Genomic DNA, 16,167 nt, shown 5'->3' on the forward strand with positions numbered 1-16,167 from the left:
GAGCTCGTCATGCCCGTCACCGGTCCCGACTTCATCTCGCTCCAAGCGCGCGACCTCGACGCTTCACAGGCGTTCTACGAGCAGTACCTGGGCCTGGTCCGCTCACAGGCCGGGCCTCCGCACGCCGTCGTCTTCGAGACGAAGCCGATCGCGTTCGCACTCCGCGAGGTCGTCCCCGGCACCGATCTCGCCTCCGTCGCCCAGCCCGGCATCGGTGCCGCGATCTGGCTGCACGCCACGGGCGTCCAGGCCATCCACGACGCTCTCGTCGCCGACGGCCACACCATCGTCTCCGCGCCGATCGACGGACCCTTCGGCCGGACCTTCACCTTCGCCGACCCCGACGGCTATCAGGTCACGCTCCACGACCGCGCCTGATCACCCGTACCGAACCACCTCCGCACCGCGCCGAGCAGGTCCTGCTGGTCGTCGCCCGCCCACGCCACGTGGCCGTCCGGGCGCAGCAGCACCGCCGGGGCGTCCAACTCCTCGCTGACGTCGACGACGTGGTCGATCCGGTCCGTCCAGCCCTCCACCGAGAGGCGGCCGGTCTGGTCGAGCAGCAGGCCGCGGCCCTCGTGCATCAGGTCGTAGAGGCGGCCGTGCTTCAGCTCCAGGTCCCGCAGCCGCTTGCCGAGCAGGTCGTGGCCCGCGCCGAAGTCGTACCGGACGCCGATCGCGGTGATCTTCTCGATGAGGTAGCGGTTGACCTCCTCGAAGTCCATCAATTCGGCGAGCAGTCTGCGTACCGACTGCGGGCCCGGCTCCTGGGACATCAGCTCCATCTGCGCGCGGGTGTTGTCCAGTACGGCGGCGGCCACCGGGTGCCGTTCGTCGTAGTAACTGTCCAACAGGCCTTCCGGCGCCCAGCCGTTGATCTCGGCAGCCAGCTTCCAGCCGAGGTTGAACGCGTCCTGGATGCCGAGGTTGAGCCCTTGCCCGCCGGTCGGCGGGTGGATGTGCGCGGCGTCACCGGCCAGCAGCACCCGGCCGACCCGGTACCGCTCGGCCTGCCGGGTGGCGTCGCCGAAGCGGGACAGCCAGCGCGGCGAGTGCACGCCGAAGTCGGTGCCCGCGAACGCCCGCAGCTGCCGCTGGAAGTCCGCGAGGACCGGCGGGGTCGCCCGGTCCTCGGACACGCCGTCGGCGGGCACGATGACGCGGTACACCCCGTCGCCGAGGGGCATGGCGCCGAACCGCAGCTGGGTCTTGCGGACTTCGGCGATCTTCTCCGTGAGTTCCTCGGGCGATACGGCCACCTCCATCTCGCCCAGCAGCGTCTCGGCCCTGCTCGGCTCGCCGGGGAAGCCGACGCCGAGCAGCTTGCGCACCGTGCTGCGGCCGCCGTCGCAGCCGACGGCGTAGCGCGAGCGCAGCCGGGTGCCGTCGGCCAGTTCGACGGTCACCCCGTCGTCGTCCTGGCTCAGCCCGGCCACCTCGCAGCCGCGCCGGACCTCGACGCCGAGTTCGGCGGCGCGCTCGGCGAGCAGGCGCTCGGTGACTTCCTGCGGGATGGCGAGGACGTACGAGTGCGCCGTGTCGAGGCGGTCGGGCCAGGCCTTGCCGAGGCCTGCGAAGAAGCCGCCGACGGTGAACTGCCTGCCGAGCGGCAGGAACCGGTCCAGCAGCCCGCGTTGGGCCATCACCTCGATGCTGCGCACGTGCAGGCCCTGCGCACGGGACTGCTTGGTCGGCTCCGTCTCCTTCTCCAGTACGAGGACGTGTACGCCCTGGAGCCGCAGTTCGGCCGCCAGCATCAAGCCGGTCGGGCCGCCGCCCGCGATGATCACGTCGACCATGTAATCCCCCATGTCAGTCCCCGGTTTGTCGAGCTCGTCGTTGTTACGAGCGGTGATTGTGCAGGACCGACGGGGTCTTGCCGCAAGGCCCCCTGTGCGCTATAAGTTGAGAGTGGCAAGGAGTGCGTAACCCTCCTTGCTTTTTTATTTTCCTCTCCTCCCGTCCGAGGGCCCGTCCGGCGTCCCGTCCGAGGTCTCGTCCGAGAAGCGACTGTCAGACCCCCCGGCTAGCGTGAAAACGCACGACGCCGCGTGCCGGACCTCGATGGAGAGACCATGAGCACCAGGAAGACGAGCACCAGGACCGCTGCCGACAGCCACGACCTGATCCGCGTGCACGGCGCCCGGGAGAACAACCTCAAGAACGTCAGCATCGAGATCCCCAAGCGCCGTCTGACGGTGTTCACCGGCGTCTCCGGTTCGGGCAAGAGCTCGCTGGTGTTCGACACGATCGCCGCGGAGTCGCAGCGGCTGATCAACGAGACGTACAGCGCCTTCGTGCAGGGCTTCATGCCGACGCTCGCGCGGCCCGAGGTCGACGTGCTCGACGGTCTCACCACCGCGATCACCGTCGGCCAGCAGCGGATGGGCGGCGACCCCCGCTCCACCGTCGGCACCGCCACCGACGCCAACGCGATGCTGCGCATCCTCTTCAGCCGGCTCGGCGAGCCACACATCGGCCCGCCCAGCGCGTACTCCTTCAACACCGCGTCGGTCCGGGCGAGCGGCGCGATCACCGTCGAGCGGGGCAACAAGACGAAGGCGCAGACCGCGACGTACCACCGCACCGGCGGCATGTGCACGCGCTGCGAGGGCCGCGGCACGGTCTCCGACATCGACCTCACCCAGCTCTACGACGACTCCAAGTCGCTGGCCGAGGGCGCGTTCACCATCCCCGGCTGGAAGTCGGACAGCCAGTGGACCGTGCAGGTCTACGCCCAGTCCGGCTTCGTCGACCCGGACAAGCCGATCCGCGAGTACACCAAGAAGGAGCTGCAGTCCTTCCTGTACGGCGAAGCGGTCAAGGTGAAGGTCAACGGCGTCAACCTCACCTATGAAGGGCTCATCCCCAAGATCCAGAAGTCGTTCCTGGCCAAGGACAAGGAGTCGATGCAGCCGCACATCCGGGCGTTCGTGGAGCGGGCGGTCACCTTCACCACCTGCCCCGAGTGCGACGGCACGCGCCTCAGCGAGGGGGCGCGCTCGTCGAAGATCCGGCGGAAGTCCATCGCCGACGTCTGCGCGATGGAGATCAGGGACTTGGCCGAGTGGGTCCGCGGCCTGGCGGGGTCGTCCTCGGGGCGGGCAGGGGGCGCGTTCGGGAGCGTGGGGCCGCTGCTCACCGCGTTGCAGCAGACGCTCGACTCGTTCGTGGAGATCGGGCTCGGGTATCTGTCCCTCGACCGGCCCGCGGCCACCCTGTCCGGCGGTGAGGCGCAGCGCGTCAAGATGATCCGCCACCTCGGCTCCTCCCTCACCGACGTCACGTACGTCTTCGACGAGCCCACCGTCGGCCTGCACCCCCACGACATCCAGCGGATGAACGGGCTGTTGCTGCGCCTGCGGGACAAGGGCAACACCGTGCTCGTCGTCGAGCACAAGCCCGAGACGATCGCGATCGCCGACCACGTCGTCGACCTCGGCCCCGGCGCGGGCACAGGCGGCGGCACCGTCTGCTTCGAGGGGACCGTCGAGGGGCTGCGGGCCTCCGACACCGTCACGGGCCGCCACTTCGACGACCGGTCCGCGGTGAAGGAGACGGTCCGCGAGCCCACCGGGGCGCTGGAGATCCGCGGCGCGAACACGCACAACCTGCGCGATGTCGACGTCGACATTCCGCTCGGGGTGCTCACCGTCGTCACCGGCGTCGCGGGCTCCGGCAAGAGTTCGCTCGTGCACGGGTCGATCCCCGCAGACGCGGGCGTGGTGTCGGTCGACCAGACCCCGATCCGCGGCTCGCGGCGCAGCAACCCGGCGACGTACACAGGGCTGCTCGACCCGATCCGCAAGGCGTTCGCGAAGGCCAACGGCGTGAAGCCGGCGCTGTTCAGCGCGAACTCCGAGGGCGCCTGCCCGACGTGCAACGGCGCCGGCGTCATCTACACCGACCTGGCCATGATGGCGAGCGTCGCCACCCCGTGCGAGGACTGCGAGGGCAGGCGGTACCAGGCGTCGGTCCTGGAGTACCGGCTCGGCGGCCGCGACATCAGCGAGGTCCTGGCGATGTCGGTGGACGAGGCGGAGGAGTTCTTCGGCCCCGGCACGGGCTCCGGCTCCGGCACGGGCTCTGACTCCCGCTCCGGCACTGGTTCTGGTTCTGATTCTGGATCCGGCAGCGGCTCCGGCTCGGGCCGGGGCACCAGTTCCGGCTCCGCCTCGGGCACCGGATCCGGCGAGGCGCACACCCCCGCCGCCCACAAGATCCTGCGGCGCCTCTCGGACGTCGGGCTCGGCTACCTCAGCCTCGGCCAGCCGCTCACCACGCTCTCCGGCGGCGAGCGGCAGCGGCTGAAGCTCGCCACGCACATGGGCGACAAGGGCGGCGTCTACATCCTGGACGAGCCGACCACCGGCCTCCACCTCGCCGACGTCGAGCAGCTGCTCGGCCTCCTCGACCGGCTCGTCGACTCGGGCAAGTCGGTCATCGTCGTCGAGCACCACCAGGCGGTCATGGCGCACGCCGACTGGATCATCGACCTCGGGCCGGGCGCGGGCCACGACGGCGGCAAGATCGTCTTCGAGGGCACGCCCGCCGACCTCGTCGCCTCCCGCGCCACCCTCACGGGCGAGCACCTCGCGGCGTACGTGGGCGGCTGACCCGGCGCGTCAGGCCGGCGACGGAGCGGCGGTTGACCTTCACCTTGGGGGAAGCCGCAGCATCGGTGGGGCCGGGCGAAGTGCCCGGCCGAGGAAGGGGGGGCAGGCATGGGGATGCTGACCATCGGGGTGTTCGCGAAGGCGTCCCGGCTGTCGCCGAAGGCGCTGCGTCTCTACGACGAGCTCGGTCTGCTGCCCCCGGCCCGCGTCGACCCGGTGACCGGCTACCGCCTGTACGCCCCGGACCAGTTGGACCGGGCGCGGCTCGTCGCCTGGCTCCGCCGTCTGGGCATGCCGCTCGCCCGCATCCAGCACGTCTGTGCGCTGGACGCGGGGGCGGCGGCCCGGGAGGTGCGGGCGTACTGGGCGCGGGTCGAGGCCGAGACCGCCGCCCGGCGGGACCTGGCCGCCTTCCTCGTCGACCACCTGTCCTGGAAGGACTCCGCCTTGTCCGACGCCACGTCCCCCACGCCGGCCCCGACGCCGTCCCTCACTCCGTCCCCCACCGCCGAGCCCGCCACCTTGGGCATTCGTTACGCCGCGCTGTCCGACACCGGCCTCGTCCGGAAGAGCAACCAGGACACGGCGTACGCGGGTTCCCGGCTCCTCGCGGTCGCCGATGGGTTCGGCCGCGGCGGCGCGCCCGCGAGCGCCGCGGCCGTCGACACGCTCAAGCGCCTGGAGACCGAGACCATCCCCGCGGGCAGCCTCCTCAACGTCCTGGAGGACGCGGTCGAGGAGGCCCGGCAGGCCGTGGCAGGTGTCACGGGACCTCCGCAGGAGGACGGTACGACGCTGACCGCGCTGCTCTGGACCGGCTCGCACCTCGCCCTCGTCCACATCGGCGACTCCCGCGCCTGCCTCCTGCGCGACGGCGAGTTCTTCCGAATCACCCACGACCACACGGTGGTGCAGTCTCTGCTCGACGAAGGCCGCATCACCCCCGAGGAAGCGGACTCCCACCCTCAGCGCTCGCTGCTGATCCGGGCCCTCACACCGGGCTCCGACGCCGCACCCGACCTGCGCCTGCACGAGGCCCGGGCCGGTGACCGGTATCTGCTCTGCTCCGACGGCCTGTCCACCGTCGTCCCGGACGAGGACGTGCGGCGGGTGGTCACGACGGTCGGCGACCCCGAGCAGGCCGTGCGGGACCTCGTCGAGCTGGCCAACAGCAGGGGCGGCCCCGACAACGTCAGCTGCGTGATCGCCGACGTGGTGGAGCTCCAGCACTGACCCCCGACGCCACACCGCCTCCGATGGCCTTACCCGATGGCCACTTTTAAGTGGGTACTTGGCGGAGGCCGGCTCAGCGGCGAACCTGGAGGGGCAGCGGAACGCACGAGCCGGGCGAGAGGGAAGAGGGGGTGAGGTGATCGCGCGTCACGATGCTTGCTGTGCCAGGGCTTTCGGCCGGGCCTCGGCCTTCTCGGCGGCCCCGGCAGCCTCGGCGGCTTCGGCGGCCTTGGCGACCTCGGCGACCTCGGCGGCTTCGGCCAGCCTGTCCAGCCGCCGGTGGCCCCAGTCCGACAGCGGGGCCAGCGCCTCGCACAGGTCCCGGCCGAACTCCGTGAGGGAGTAGACGGTCTTCAACGGCCGTACGTCGTACACCTCCCGGTGCACGAGACCGTCCGCCTCCATCTCGCGCAGCGCCTGCGTCAGCACCTTCTCCGTGAGCCCCGGCAGCAGCCGGAGGATCTCGCCGGGGCGGTGCGGCCCGCTTTCGAGGGGCCAGAGCAGCGCCGTCTTCCACTTGCCGTCGATCACCGCGATCGCGGCGGTCACACCGCACACGTTCGGGTCCTGAGCCCGGCTGCGCGTCACATCAATCCCCTTCGAACGCCGTCATGCGCCTCCGCATGCCTTCACGCACTTCCACGCATATTCACACAGGAGTTGGATCATGTCTCCGCACAGCGAACAGTCCGCCGTCACCGTACTCGGCCTGGGCCCGATGGGCCGCGCTCTGGCCGCCGCGTTCCTGGCCGCCGGGGTGCGCACCACCGTGTGGAACCGGACGCCCGGCCGGGACGGCGAGCTGGTCGAGCAGGGCGCGGTGAGCGCAGCCACGGCCGAGGAGGCGGTGGCCGCGAGTCCGTTGACCGTCGTCTGCGTCGTCAACTACGACGCGTCGGACGCCGTCCTGCGCCGCGACGCCGTCACCGCCGCACTCCGGGGACGTACGGTCGTGAATCTCAGCGCCGACACCCCCGGCCGGTCGAGAGACACCGCGAACTGGGCCGCCGCGCACGGCGTCCGGTACCTGGACGGCGCGATCATGACGCCGACCCCGACCATCGGCACGCCGCACGGGGTCTTCCTCCACAGCGGCGACGCCGCGCTCTACGAGGAGCACCGCCCCGTCCTGGAAAAGCTGGGCGGCACCCACACCCACCTCGGTGAGGACATCGGGCGGGCGGCGGCGTACGACATCGCGCTGCTCGACTTCTTCTGGACCTCGATGACCGGCCTCATGCACGGTCTCGCGGTGGCGAAGGCGGAGGGGGTCACCGCGCAGGAGCTGGCGCCGTTCGCGAAGGGCATCAGCGCGATCCTGCCCGCGATCATCGACGGGACCGCGGTGGACGTCGACAAGGGCAGCTACCCCGGCGACGGCAACCCGATCACGTCCGCCGCCTCGACCATGGCCCACGTGGTCCACGCCTCCGAGGCCCACGGCATCGACGCGGGCGTCATGCGCGCCGCCGAGGGCTTGGTGCGGCGCGTCATCGACGAGGGCCACGGCACGGACGGACCGGCCAGACTCGTGGAGCTGCTCAGTCGCCGCTGAGCTCGCCGCCGCTGAGCCCGCCACCGCTGACCCCGCCCCCGGCCCGGCCGAGCGTCGGATAGTCCGTGTAGCCCGTCGCCCCGCCGACGTACATCAGCCCCTTGTCCCGCAAGGGGTTCAGCGGCGCGCCCACCCGCATCCGCTCGACGAGGTCGGGGTTGGCGAGGAACGCCCTGCCCAGTGACACCAGGTCCGCCCCGGCCGCCAGCAGCCGCTCGCCGGCGAGCCTGCCGCCGTCGGCGGGCAGCGGTCCGCCCCAGCCGAGGACCGGGTTGGCGATGAGCGTGCCCGGCCAGCTCGCGCGGATCCGCCGGAAGAGGGCGCTGTCGGGGTCGGCGAAGACGACGTGCAGGTAGGCGAGGTCGCCGAGGTCCTTGAGGGCGTCGACGAGCGCCGGATAGATGTCCTCGGTGTCACCCTCCTCGATGCCGTTGACGGTGATGCCGGGCGCGATGCGGACGCCGACCCGCTCGGCGCCGATCGCATCGACGACGGCGCGGACGACCTCGACCACGAAGCGGATGCGGTGGGCGACCGGGCCGCCGTACGCGTCGGTGCGGTGGTTGGTGTTGCGGGCGAGGAACTGCTGGAGGAGGTAGCCGTTCGCGGCGTGCACCTCGACACCGGCGAAGCCCGCGTCGACGGCGCGCCGGGCGGCGGCCGCGAAGTCCGCGACGGTGTCACGGATGTCCTCTTCCGTCATCTCCCTCGGTACGACGGCGGGTTGGTGCCCCGAAGGCGTGTGGACGGTGTCCGGGAGCGGGACCGGCGAGGGCGCGACGGGCGTGAGCCCGCTGTTGTCGGGGTGCCCGACGCGGCCGCCGTGCTGGATCTGCAGGAACATCCGGCCGCCCGCGTCACGCACCGCGTCGGTGACGCGCCGCCATCCGGCGACGTGCGCGTCGTCGTGGATCGCCGTGGTGTTGGCGTACGTCTGCCCGACCGCGTTGGGCGTGGCCGCCTCGGCGACGATCAGCCCCGCCGAGGCTCTCTGGGCGTAATACGTGGCCATCACCGGCAGCGGGACACCGTCGGCGGAGGCACGGTTGCGGGTCATGGGCGCCATGACGAGACGGTTGGGGAGGCGCAGGGCACCGAGCCGGGCGGGCCGCAGGAGCGGCGAGCCGACGGCGGTGTGGCCGGACGCGGCGGGGGTTTCGGTGGTGATGGTCATGAGGTGCTCCCTGTCCCGTGGACTCGGCCTCGGACTTGGCCCCGGACTCGCCGGGTCGTTCCGTCGGCTGCTGACAGGGACGACTGTGCTCCGGAGCGCTTCGGGGATCCTGATGGTCGGCTGACGGGGCAGGAGCGGGCAGCCGCGTAGTGCGACGCGGTCAGTCAGCTGGGCGGTGCGTGGTCAAGCCGCCGGGCGGCCGCTGAAGAAGGACCGGCGGTAGTCGCCCGGTGGCACCCCGACCTGCTTGAGGAAGTGGTGCCGCAGGTTGTTCGCCGTGCCGAGGCCGCTCAGTTCGGCCACCTTCTCCACCGGCAGGCCCGTCGACTCCAGGAGGCTCTGGGCCCGGGCGAGGCGTTGGTTGAGGAGCCACTGGAGGGGTGTCGTGCCGGTGGCCGCCTGGAGGCGGCGGTAGAGGGTGCGCGGGCTCATCGCCGCCCGGCGTGCCAGGTCGTCGACGGTGAGCGGCCGGTCCAGGTGCGCGCGGGCCCATTCCAGTACGGGGCCGAGGCCCGCGTCGTCCGTCTCCGGCACGGACAGGTCGACGAACTGGGCCTGGCCGCCCGGCCGGTGGGCGGGTACGACCATGCGGCGCGCGAGCTGGTTGGCGACGTGCGCGCCGAGGTCGCGGCGGACCAGGTGGAGGCAGAGGTCGAGGCCCGCGGTCAGGCCCGCGCTGGTCAGGACGTCACCGTCGTCCACGTAGAGGACGGAGTCGTCGACGGTCACCTTCGGGTGCCGGGCGGCGAGCTGGGCGGTGTGCATCCAGTGGGCGGTGGCCCTGCGGCCGTCGAGGAGACCCGCATCGGCGAGCGCGAAGGCGCCGGTGCACAGCGAGACCATGCGGGCGCCCGCCTCGTGGGCGGCGCGCAGCGCGTCGGTGAGACCGGCCGGCAGCGGCGCGCCCTCCTCGACACAGGCGTCCGGCACCGAGGTGACGACGACGGTGTCGGCCCCGGCGAGGCCTTCGAGGCCGTAGGGCGTGCGGAGCGCGATCCCGAAGTCGCCGCCGCCCGGCTCGCGTTCCCCTGTCGCGCACAGCCGCAGGTCGTACCAGTGATCGGACAGGTCGGGCTGTGGCTTGCCGAACACCGTGAGCGGAATGCTCAGTTCGTACAGGTCCCAGGACGGGACCCCGATCTCGTCGGCCACGACCACGGCCACGGAACCAGCGCTCATCCCGTGAGCGTACGAGGGCGGCGGCCGCCCGCGGGCGGCTGGCAGGAATTTGGTGTTCACCGTCACCACTGTCACTGTCCGGGCCCGCCGACCCCTGCGAGCGTGGTCCCCATGAACGCACAGAACAGCCCCGCCCCCGTAACCACTCCCGCCCCCGCAACCGTCATCGGCCTCGGCAACATGGGTTCCGCCCTCGCCGCCGCCCTCCTCGACCGCGGTCACCCCACCACCGTCTGGAACCGCACCCCGGAGAAGGCGAAGGCGCAGGCCGACCGCGGCGCGCACGTCGCCGCGACCCCGGCGGAGGCGGTCGCCGCGAGCGGCCTCGTGCTCGCCTGCGTACTCGACTACGACGCGCTGCACACCGTCCTCGACCCGGTCGCCGAGGCGGGCGGCCTGGCCGGGAAGTCCCTGGTCAACCTCACCTCCGGGTCACCGGAGCAGGCCGAGGAAATGGCCGCCTGGGCGGCCACGCACGGCGCGGGCTACCTCGACGGCGGCATCATGACGACCCCGCCGGGCGTCGGCAGCCCCGAGATGATGTTCCTCTACAGCGGCTCAGAGGCCGTCCTCGAAACCCACCGCCCGGCCCTCACCGCGCTCGGCGACCCGCTCTACCTGGGCGCGCGGCCCGGCCTCGCCTCGCTGTACGACTCCGCGCTGCTCGGCCTGATGTGGGCGACGTTCGCCGGCTGGCTGCACGGCACCGCCGTGGTGACCGCCGACGGGCCCCCGGCCACCGACTTCACCCGGGTCGCCCTGCGCTGGCTGACCGGCGCCGTCTCCGGCTTCATGACGACGTACGCGCCCCAGGTGGACGCCGGGCGCTATCCGGGCGACGACGCCACCGTCGACGTACAGATCACGGCGATCGACCACCTCGTCCACGCCGCGCGGGCCCGGGGCGTCGACACCTCGCTGCCCGAGCTCCTGAGGGCGACGATGGAGCGCGCCGCGGCCGCGGGCCACGGTCAGGACAGCTTCGCGAGCGTCATCGAGGTGCTGCGGGCCCCCGGCACCCCTGCGACGCCGTAGCCACCGTCACCCGGATTCCCCTCCCCCGCCACGCCGTAGCCACCGTCACCCGGATTCCCCTCCCCCGCCACGCCGTAGCCACCTCACCCGGATTCCCCTCCCCCGCCACGCCGTAGCCACCGTTACCCGGATTCCTCTCCCGGGCCGGGGCGCGAGCCGTCACCATGGACCGGAGGAGTTCGGTCACCGGCACCGGGGGAGCCACCCATGAACCGTCCGCTGCGGCACATAGCCGTCTTCTGCGGGATTCTCACGCTGGCGCTGCTGCTGCGGGCGACCTGGGTGCAGTTCGCGGAGAACGACGAACTGGCCAACCACGACAAGAACCGCCGCGTACAGATCGAGGCGTTCTCCCACCCCCGCGGCGACATCATCGTCGGCGGCAAGTCCATCACCGGTTCCAAGAAGACGTCGGGCACCGACTTCGCGTACAAGCGGACCTTCAAGGAAGGCCCGATGTACGCGCCGGTGACGGGCTACTTCTCGCAGGCGCAGGGCGGCACCTTCCTGGAGGGCGTCCACAACGGCATCCTCAGCGGCAACGACGACCGGCTCTTCATCAAGCGCACCCTCGACATGCTGACCGGCAAGAAGCAGCAGGGCGGCGACGTCGTCACGACCATCGACCCCGAGGCGCAGAGGGCCGCCTACGAAGGTCTGGTGAGCCTGAACGCGAAGGGTGCGGTGGTCGCCCTCGACCCCCGCACCGGCAAGGTGCTCGCGATGGCGAGCACCCCGTCGTACGACCCGTCGGTGTTCGCGGGCATCTCCGCCGAGGAGGGCAAGAAGTTCAAGGAGCTGGAGAAGCGCCCGGACAAGCCGCTGAGCAACCGCGCGCTGCGCGAGATCTACCCGCCGGGCTCCACCTTCAAGATCCTCACCGCGGCCGCCGCCCTCGAACACGGCGTGGTGACGGACATCGACGAGCGGACCGACGCCGAGACCCCGTACAAACTCCCCCTCAGCTCCACCCGCATCGGCAACGACGTGCCCGACGCCAACTGCGACAAGGTGTCGATGAAGACCGGCATGCAGTGGTCCTGCAACAACGTGTTCCTCGACATCGCGCTCAAGGTCGGCAAGGACAGGATGCGGGAGACGGCGGAGCAGTTCGGGTTCAACGAAGAGCAGTTCATTCCCGTGCGCGCGGCGGCCAGCAGCTATCCGGAGAAGCTCGACAAGCCGCAGACCGCGCTGACCGGCATGGGCCAGGGCAGCCTGACCAGCACCCCGCTGCAGATGGCGATGGTCACGGCGGGCCTCGCCAACGACGGCGAGGTCATGAAGCCCTATCTGGTCGAGGAGTTGCGCGGCCCCGACCTGTCGACGATCGAGAAGGCCTCGCCCGACCCGCTGAACCAGGCGGTCTCCGAGGAGACCGCGAAGACGGTGCAGGAGATGATGGAGAACACCGTCGAGAACGGCACCGCGAACAAGGCGCGGATCGACGGCGTCACGGTCGGCGGCAAGACCGGCACGGCCCAGCACGGCGCGGACGTCAACGACGAGCGCCCGTACGCATGGTTCGTCTCCTACGCCAAGAACAGCGAGGGCGAGTCCCCCGTCGCCGTCGCCGTGTTCGTCGACCCGTCCAACATGGACATCCCGCGTTCGGAGATCGCGGGCGGCAAGCTGGGGGCGCCGATCGCGAAGGCGGTCATGGAGGCGGTCCTCGACCGCTGACCGCTCACCCCTTCGTGGGGTGTGCCTCCCAGGACTGCCAGGGCAGCGGCCTGCTGTGCAGGACGTCGAGGCGGGAGACCGCACGGGTCAGGACGACGTACAGCCGGTGCAGGCCGCGCGGTTCGGCCTCCGCGATGTCCGCGGGCTCGACGGCGACGACGTGGTCGTACTCCAGTCCCTTGGCGACCGAGGCCGGCAGCACGGTCACCCGCGCGCCCAGCTCGTCGGGGCCCGCGCTGCCGATCCCCGCGGCGCCCAGGGCGGCACGCACCCGCTCGACGCGCCGGTCGGCGGCGATGACGCCGATGGACCCCTCCCGCCCGAGCGCGTCCCGCACCGCCCCGACGACGCCGGCCTCCACCTCCGCCGCCGTCGGCACCTCCCGCACCCGCAGCTCCCCGTCGGCGCGCAGCGACCGGGCGGGCGGCACGTCCACGTCGAGCCGCCCGAGCAGCTGGTTGGCGAGCCCGACGACGGCGCGCGGCACCCGGAATCCGGTGGTCAGCGGCGTCACCGAGGCGTCCGGTTTGCCCAGGTGGGCGAGGAGCTCGGGCCAGCCGCGGGCCGCCCACGGTGCGGTGGCCTGCGCGAGGTCGCCGAGGACGGTCAGCGAGCCGAAGCCGGCGCGGCGCGCGATGGCCCGGCACTCCATGGGCGACAGGTCCTGCGCCTCGTCGACGACGATGTGCCCGTACCCCGCGGGCCGTTCGAGCAGCCCCTCGATCTCATCCAGCAGGATGAGATCGGCCGCGCTCCATTTCGCGGACTTGTACGAGCGCGGGGGCCGGGCCCACAGGATCGCCCGCTGCTCCGCTGCGTCGAGGACGCCGTCGGCCGCGGCGGCGAGCGCGTCCGCGTCGCCGAGGAGACCGGCGAGCACCTCGTCGGCCCGCGCCCTCGGCCAGGCGCCGTCCACGAAGGCGCTGACGGGCCGGGACCGGCCGATCCGCTGCACCCAGGTGTTGTTCCGCGGTCCTGCCCGGCGCTCGGCCTGCTCCTGGACGGCCCGGACGACCCGGCTCCGCACGCGTTCACGCCCGACCGCGTACGGCGGCTCCTCGCCCCGCACGTCCTCGATGATCCGTTCCAACTCGCCGAGCGGGACTCTCCAGCGGTACGAGCCGTCCGGCACCGCCAGGGGCTCCGCGGGCGGCGCGACGCGGGAGTACAGCGCGCGGCGCAGCACCTCGGCCATCCGGGCGTCGTGCTTCACGAGGGCGGCGGCCGGGTCGTCGTGGGCGCGCACGGGGTGGCGCGCGACCTCGTCCTGGACGGTGGACTGCCGTACGCCGGTCTCGCCGAGGGAGGGCAGCACCTCGGCGATGTAGCGCAGGAAGGTGCGGTTGGGCCCGAGGATGAGGAGCCCGGAGCGCTGGACGCGCTGGGGGTGGGTGTAGAGCAGGTAGGCGGCGCGGTGGAGCCCGACGGCGGTCTTTCCCGTGCCGGGGGCTCCCTGCACGCAGACGGATGCGGCGAGGTCACCGCGTACGAGGTCGTCCTGTTCGGGCTGGATGGTGGCGGCGATGTCACGCATGGGTCCGACGCGGGGCCGCTCGATCTCCCCGGCGAGAATGCGGCTGCCTTCCCTGCTCCCGCTCTCCCCCTCTCCCAGGTGCTCGTCCTCCATGCCGGTGAGGTCGGCGGAGTCGCCCTTGCTGCCGGGGGCCCAGCCGAACCGGCGGCGGACGGCGACGCCCTGCGGGTCCTGCACCCCGGCCTGGTAGAAGGCGCGGGAGACGGGGGCGCGCCAGTCGACGACGAGGGGCGGGGCGGAGGGGTGCTCGGTGATGCGGAGCCGCCCGATGTGGTAGCTCTGCCCGCGGTGCTCACCGGCGTCGGCGTCCGTGCCGAAGTCGAGGCGCCCGAAGAACAGCGGCGCTTCGGGGAGCTCCCGCATGGCTTTGGCATGGCTGCGGAACTGGTAGCCGAGCACTTCGGCGTCGGCCCCGGACGCGGAGACGTCCGCTCCTCCGGTCACTTGTTCCTCGGCGCCTTCGACCATGCCGGCGAGGGCGGCGCGGCAGGCGTCGTGGTAGCTGCGTTCCTGGGCGAGGGCATCGGGTGGTGTGAACGTCATGCCCACCAGAGTAATGAAAAACGTAACCGAGTCACATTTCTAACCGCATCTCACTCCGGCTAGACTCCTCCTCATGCCCAGCGACACTCCCAGCGACAGCACACAGACCGACCGGCCCGGGCCCACGGGCCTGCGCGAGCGCAAGAAGCGACGCAGGTACGAGGCGATCTCCGAGACGGCGATCGCCCTCTTCCTGGAGCGGGGCTTCGAGAAGGTCTCCGTCGCGGAGGTCGCGGAGGCGGCGGAGGTCTCCAAGCCGACGCTGTTCCGCTACTTCGCCTCGAAGGAGGACCTGGTCCTGCACCGCTTCGCTGACCACGAGGACGAGGCGGCCCGCGTCGTCACCGCCCGCGGCGACGCCACGGCGCTCGACGCCCTGCACCGCCACTTCCTCGACGGCCTGGAGCGCCACGACCCGGTCACCGGCCTCTGCGACGCCCCCGCCGTCCTGGCCTTCCACCGCCTCCTCTACGGCACCCCCGCCCTGGTGGCCCGCCTCCACGGCTACCAGAACCGCTCCGAACAGGCCCTCGCCACCGCCCTCCGCACCGCCCACGGCGGCAGCCCCCTGGAGGCCCGCCTCGCCGCCGGCCAGATCATCACCGTCCAGCGGATCCTCGCCGAGGAGAACTGGCACCGCATCGCGGCGGGCGAACCCGCGACCACCGTCCACCCGTCCGCGGTCACCGCCGCGCACGATGCGTTCGAACAACTCCGCACGGGAGTCACGCGTTACGCGTGAGCGCCGGGCAGCGGTGAGGCGAGCCGCCACAGCGTGTCGAAGAGGTCCTGCCGCTGCGCGACCTTCTCGCGGCCCGCGGCTCCCGACTCGGCGCGCCAGTGGGTCAGGACGGCCTGATAGCCCTTGAGATCCAGGATCTGCCGCTCCGGGGGCACGGGCGCCGACTCCTGCACGACCTTGTCGTAGATGCCGTCGAACAGCTCGTCGCCGTTGATCAGGCAGAACTTCAGCAGCGGCGTGATGCACAGGACGCGGAACTGCACGTCCATCTCGGCCCGGCGCGACTCCCGCAGGCTGCGGGCGGCGACACCGAACTCCCGTACGTTCCACCGGACCTTGTCCAGCTGATACGCCCGGTACGCCGGGTCGTCCACGGCCTTGCCCTCCGCGTCCAGCGTCCCGGGGATCGCCATCGGCACGGTGAAGTCCGGCACAAGTATGCGAACCCGCACCTCGCGACGCGCGCCCTCCTCCAGGGCTTCGAGGCTGCGGCTGACCGGGGCCTGGACGGTCTCTCCTGTGTAGCCGATGGCGTCTATGCGGATCCGCCTGGCCCTTCTGTTCGCCAGCACCCGCTCGATGTGCTCGCGCAGGTCGGACGTCCGTATCTCCGACCCGGACTCGGGGAGCATCCTGCGGTTCAGCTCCCGCACCTCGGCGTAGAGCACGTAGCCCACCAGGCTGAGGATCGCGCCGCCCAGATAGGTCTTGCCCTCCAGCGCGTCCCCCACCGGCTGGACGAACTGGGCGACCAGGCCGAGGAGGAAGACGCCGAGCAGCAGCGCCTTGGTCACGACGCTCTCGGCGTCCGCCCACCGTTCCCCGAACCGCTCACGCCCCGCACGAAGACCCCTCGCGGCCACCACGTCCCCC

At 71.9% G+C, this 16,167-nt stretch carries 13 protein-coding genes; 7 read left to right on the plus strand and 6 right to left on the minus strand.

Features of this window, described 5'->3' with window-relative positions:
• Positions 1-9: 9 nt before the first annotated feature.
• A complete protein-coding gene (locus ACZ7LU_RS39170; protein ID WP_398302815.1) occupies positions 10-378 on the plus strand; it encodes a VOC family protein in 369 nt (122 codons plus the stop codon).
• On the opposite strand, the gene rox is transcribed toward ACZ7LU_RS39170, so the two are convergent.
• A complete protein-coding gene (gene rox / locus ACZ7LU_RS39175; protein ID WP_471919569.1) occupies positions 351-1,799 on the minus strand; it encodes a rifampin monooxygenase in 1,449 nt (482 codons plus the stop codon). The two genes, ACZ7LU_RS39170 and rox, sit on opposite strands and share 28 nt — an antisense overlap.
• 276 nt (positions 1,800-2,075) lie before the next feature.
• Here rox and ACZ7LU_RS39180 point away from each other — a divergent pair, with 276 nt between their 5' ends.
• Complete coding sequence (locus ACZ7LU_RS39180) at positions 2,076-4,616, plus strand: ATP-binding cassette domain-containing protein (protein WP_471919570.1); 2,541 nt, start codon at positions 2,076-2,078, stop codon at positions 4,614-4,616.
• A gap of 108 nt (positions 4,617-4,724) precedes the next feature.
• On the plus strand, positions 4,725-5,849 hold the full coding sequence (locus ACZ7LU_RS39185) for a MerR family transcriptional regulator (protein WP_471919571.1): 1,125 nt from the start codon (positions 4,725-4,727) through the stop codon (positions 5,847-5,849).
• Positions 5,850-5,996: 147 nt separating this feature from the next.
• Here ACZ7LU_RS39185 and ACZ7LU_RS39190 read toward each other — a convergent pair whose 3' ends face one another.
• On the minus strand, positions 5,997-6,437 hold the full coding sequence (locus ACZ7LU_RS39190; protein ID WP_471919572.1) for a winged helix-turn-helix transcriptional regulator: 441 nt from the start codon (positions 6,435-6,437) through the stop codon (positions 5,997-5,999).
• A 4-nt stretch (positions 6,438-6,441) separates the two neighbouring features.
• Here ACZ7LU_RS39190 and ACZ7LU_RS39195 point away from each other — a divergent pair, with 4 nt between their 5' ends.
• Positions 6,442-7,404 carry an NAD(P)-dependent oxidoreductase gene (locus ACZ7LU_RS39195; RefSeq protein WP_471919619.1) on the plus strand — a complete coding sequence of 321 codons (963 nt, stop codon included), beginning with the start codon at positions 6,442-6,444 and terminating at the stop codon, positions 7,402-7,404.
• On the opposite strand, the gene ACZ7LU_RS39200 is transcribed toward ACZ7LU_RS39195, so the two are convergent.
• Together ACZ7LU_RS39200 and ACZ7LU_RS39205 are read right to left on the minus strand one after the other, a co-directional pair.
• On the minus strand, positions 7,391-8,578 hold the full coding sequence (locus ACZ7LU_RS39200) for an alkene reductase (RefSeq protein ID WP_471919573.1): 1,188 nt from the start codon (positions 8,576-8,578) through the stop codon (positions 7,391-7,393). The genes ACZ7LU_RS39195 and ACZ7LU_RS39200 overlap by 14 nt on opposite strands.
• A 183-nt stretch (positions 8,579-8,761) precedes the next feature.
• The gene (locus tag ACZ7LU_RS39205) at positions 8,762-9,736 is read right to left on the minus strand and encodes a helix-turn-helix domain-containing protein (RefSeq protein ID WP_471919620.1); all 975 of its coding nucleotides are present in this window, start codon (positions 9,734-9,736) and stop codon (positions 8,762-8,764) included.
• A gap of 132 nt (positions 9,737-9,868) precedes the next feature.
• Between ACZ7LU_RS39205 and ACZ7LU_RS39210 the strand changes: the two genes are divergently transcribed.
• The gene (locus tag ACZ7LU_RS39210; protein WP_471919574.1) at positions 9,869-10,792 is read left to right on the plus strand and encodes an NAD(P)-dependent oxidoreductase; all 924 of its coding nucleotides are present in this window, start codon (positions 9,869-9,871) and stop codon (positions 10,790-10,792) included.
• Between the two features lie 207 nt (positions 10,793-10,999).
• Positions 11,000-12,475, plus strand: coding sequence for a peptidoglycan D,D-transpeptidase FtsI family protein (locus ACZ7LU_RS39215; protein ID WP_468086783.1), 1,476 nt, complete (start codon positions 11,000-11,002; stop codon positions 12,473-12,475).
• 4 nt (positions 12,476-12,479) lie between these two features.
• Here the strand turns inward: ACZ7LU_RS39215 and ACZ7LU_RS39220 are convergent, their stop codons facing one another.
• The gene (locus ACZ7LU_RS39220; protein WP_471919575.1) at positions 12,480-14,552 is read right to left on the minus strand and encodes a HelD family protein; all 2,073 of its coding nucleotides are present in this window, start codon (positions 14,550-14,552) and stop codon (positions 12,480-12,482) included.
• Positions 14,553-14,625: 73 nt separating this feature from the next.
• On the opposite strand from ACZ7LU_RS39220, the gene ACZ7LU_RS39225 reads away from it, so the two are divergent.
• Positions 14,626-15,294 carry a TetR/AcrR family transcriptional regulator gene (locus ACZ7LU_RS39225; protein ID WP_471919576.1) on the plus strand — a complete coding sequence of 223 codons (669 nt, stop codon included), beginning with the start codon at positions 14,626-14,628 and terminating at the stop codon, positions 15,292-15,294.
• Here the strand turns inward: ACZ7LU_RS39225 and ACZ7LU_RS39230 are convergent.
• Entirely contained in the window at positions 15,285-16,157 is an 873-nt protein-coding gene (locus tag ACZ7LU_RS39230; protein WP_468305392.1) for a hypothetical protein, read from the minus strand. The two genes, ACZ7LU_RS39225 and ACZ7LU_RS39230, sit on opposite strands and share 10 nt — an antisense overlap.
• Between the last annotated feature and the right edge of the window lie 10 nt (positions 16,158-16,167).

It is taken from the genome of Streptomyces sp. NPDC039462, from assembly GCF_055639375.1.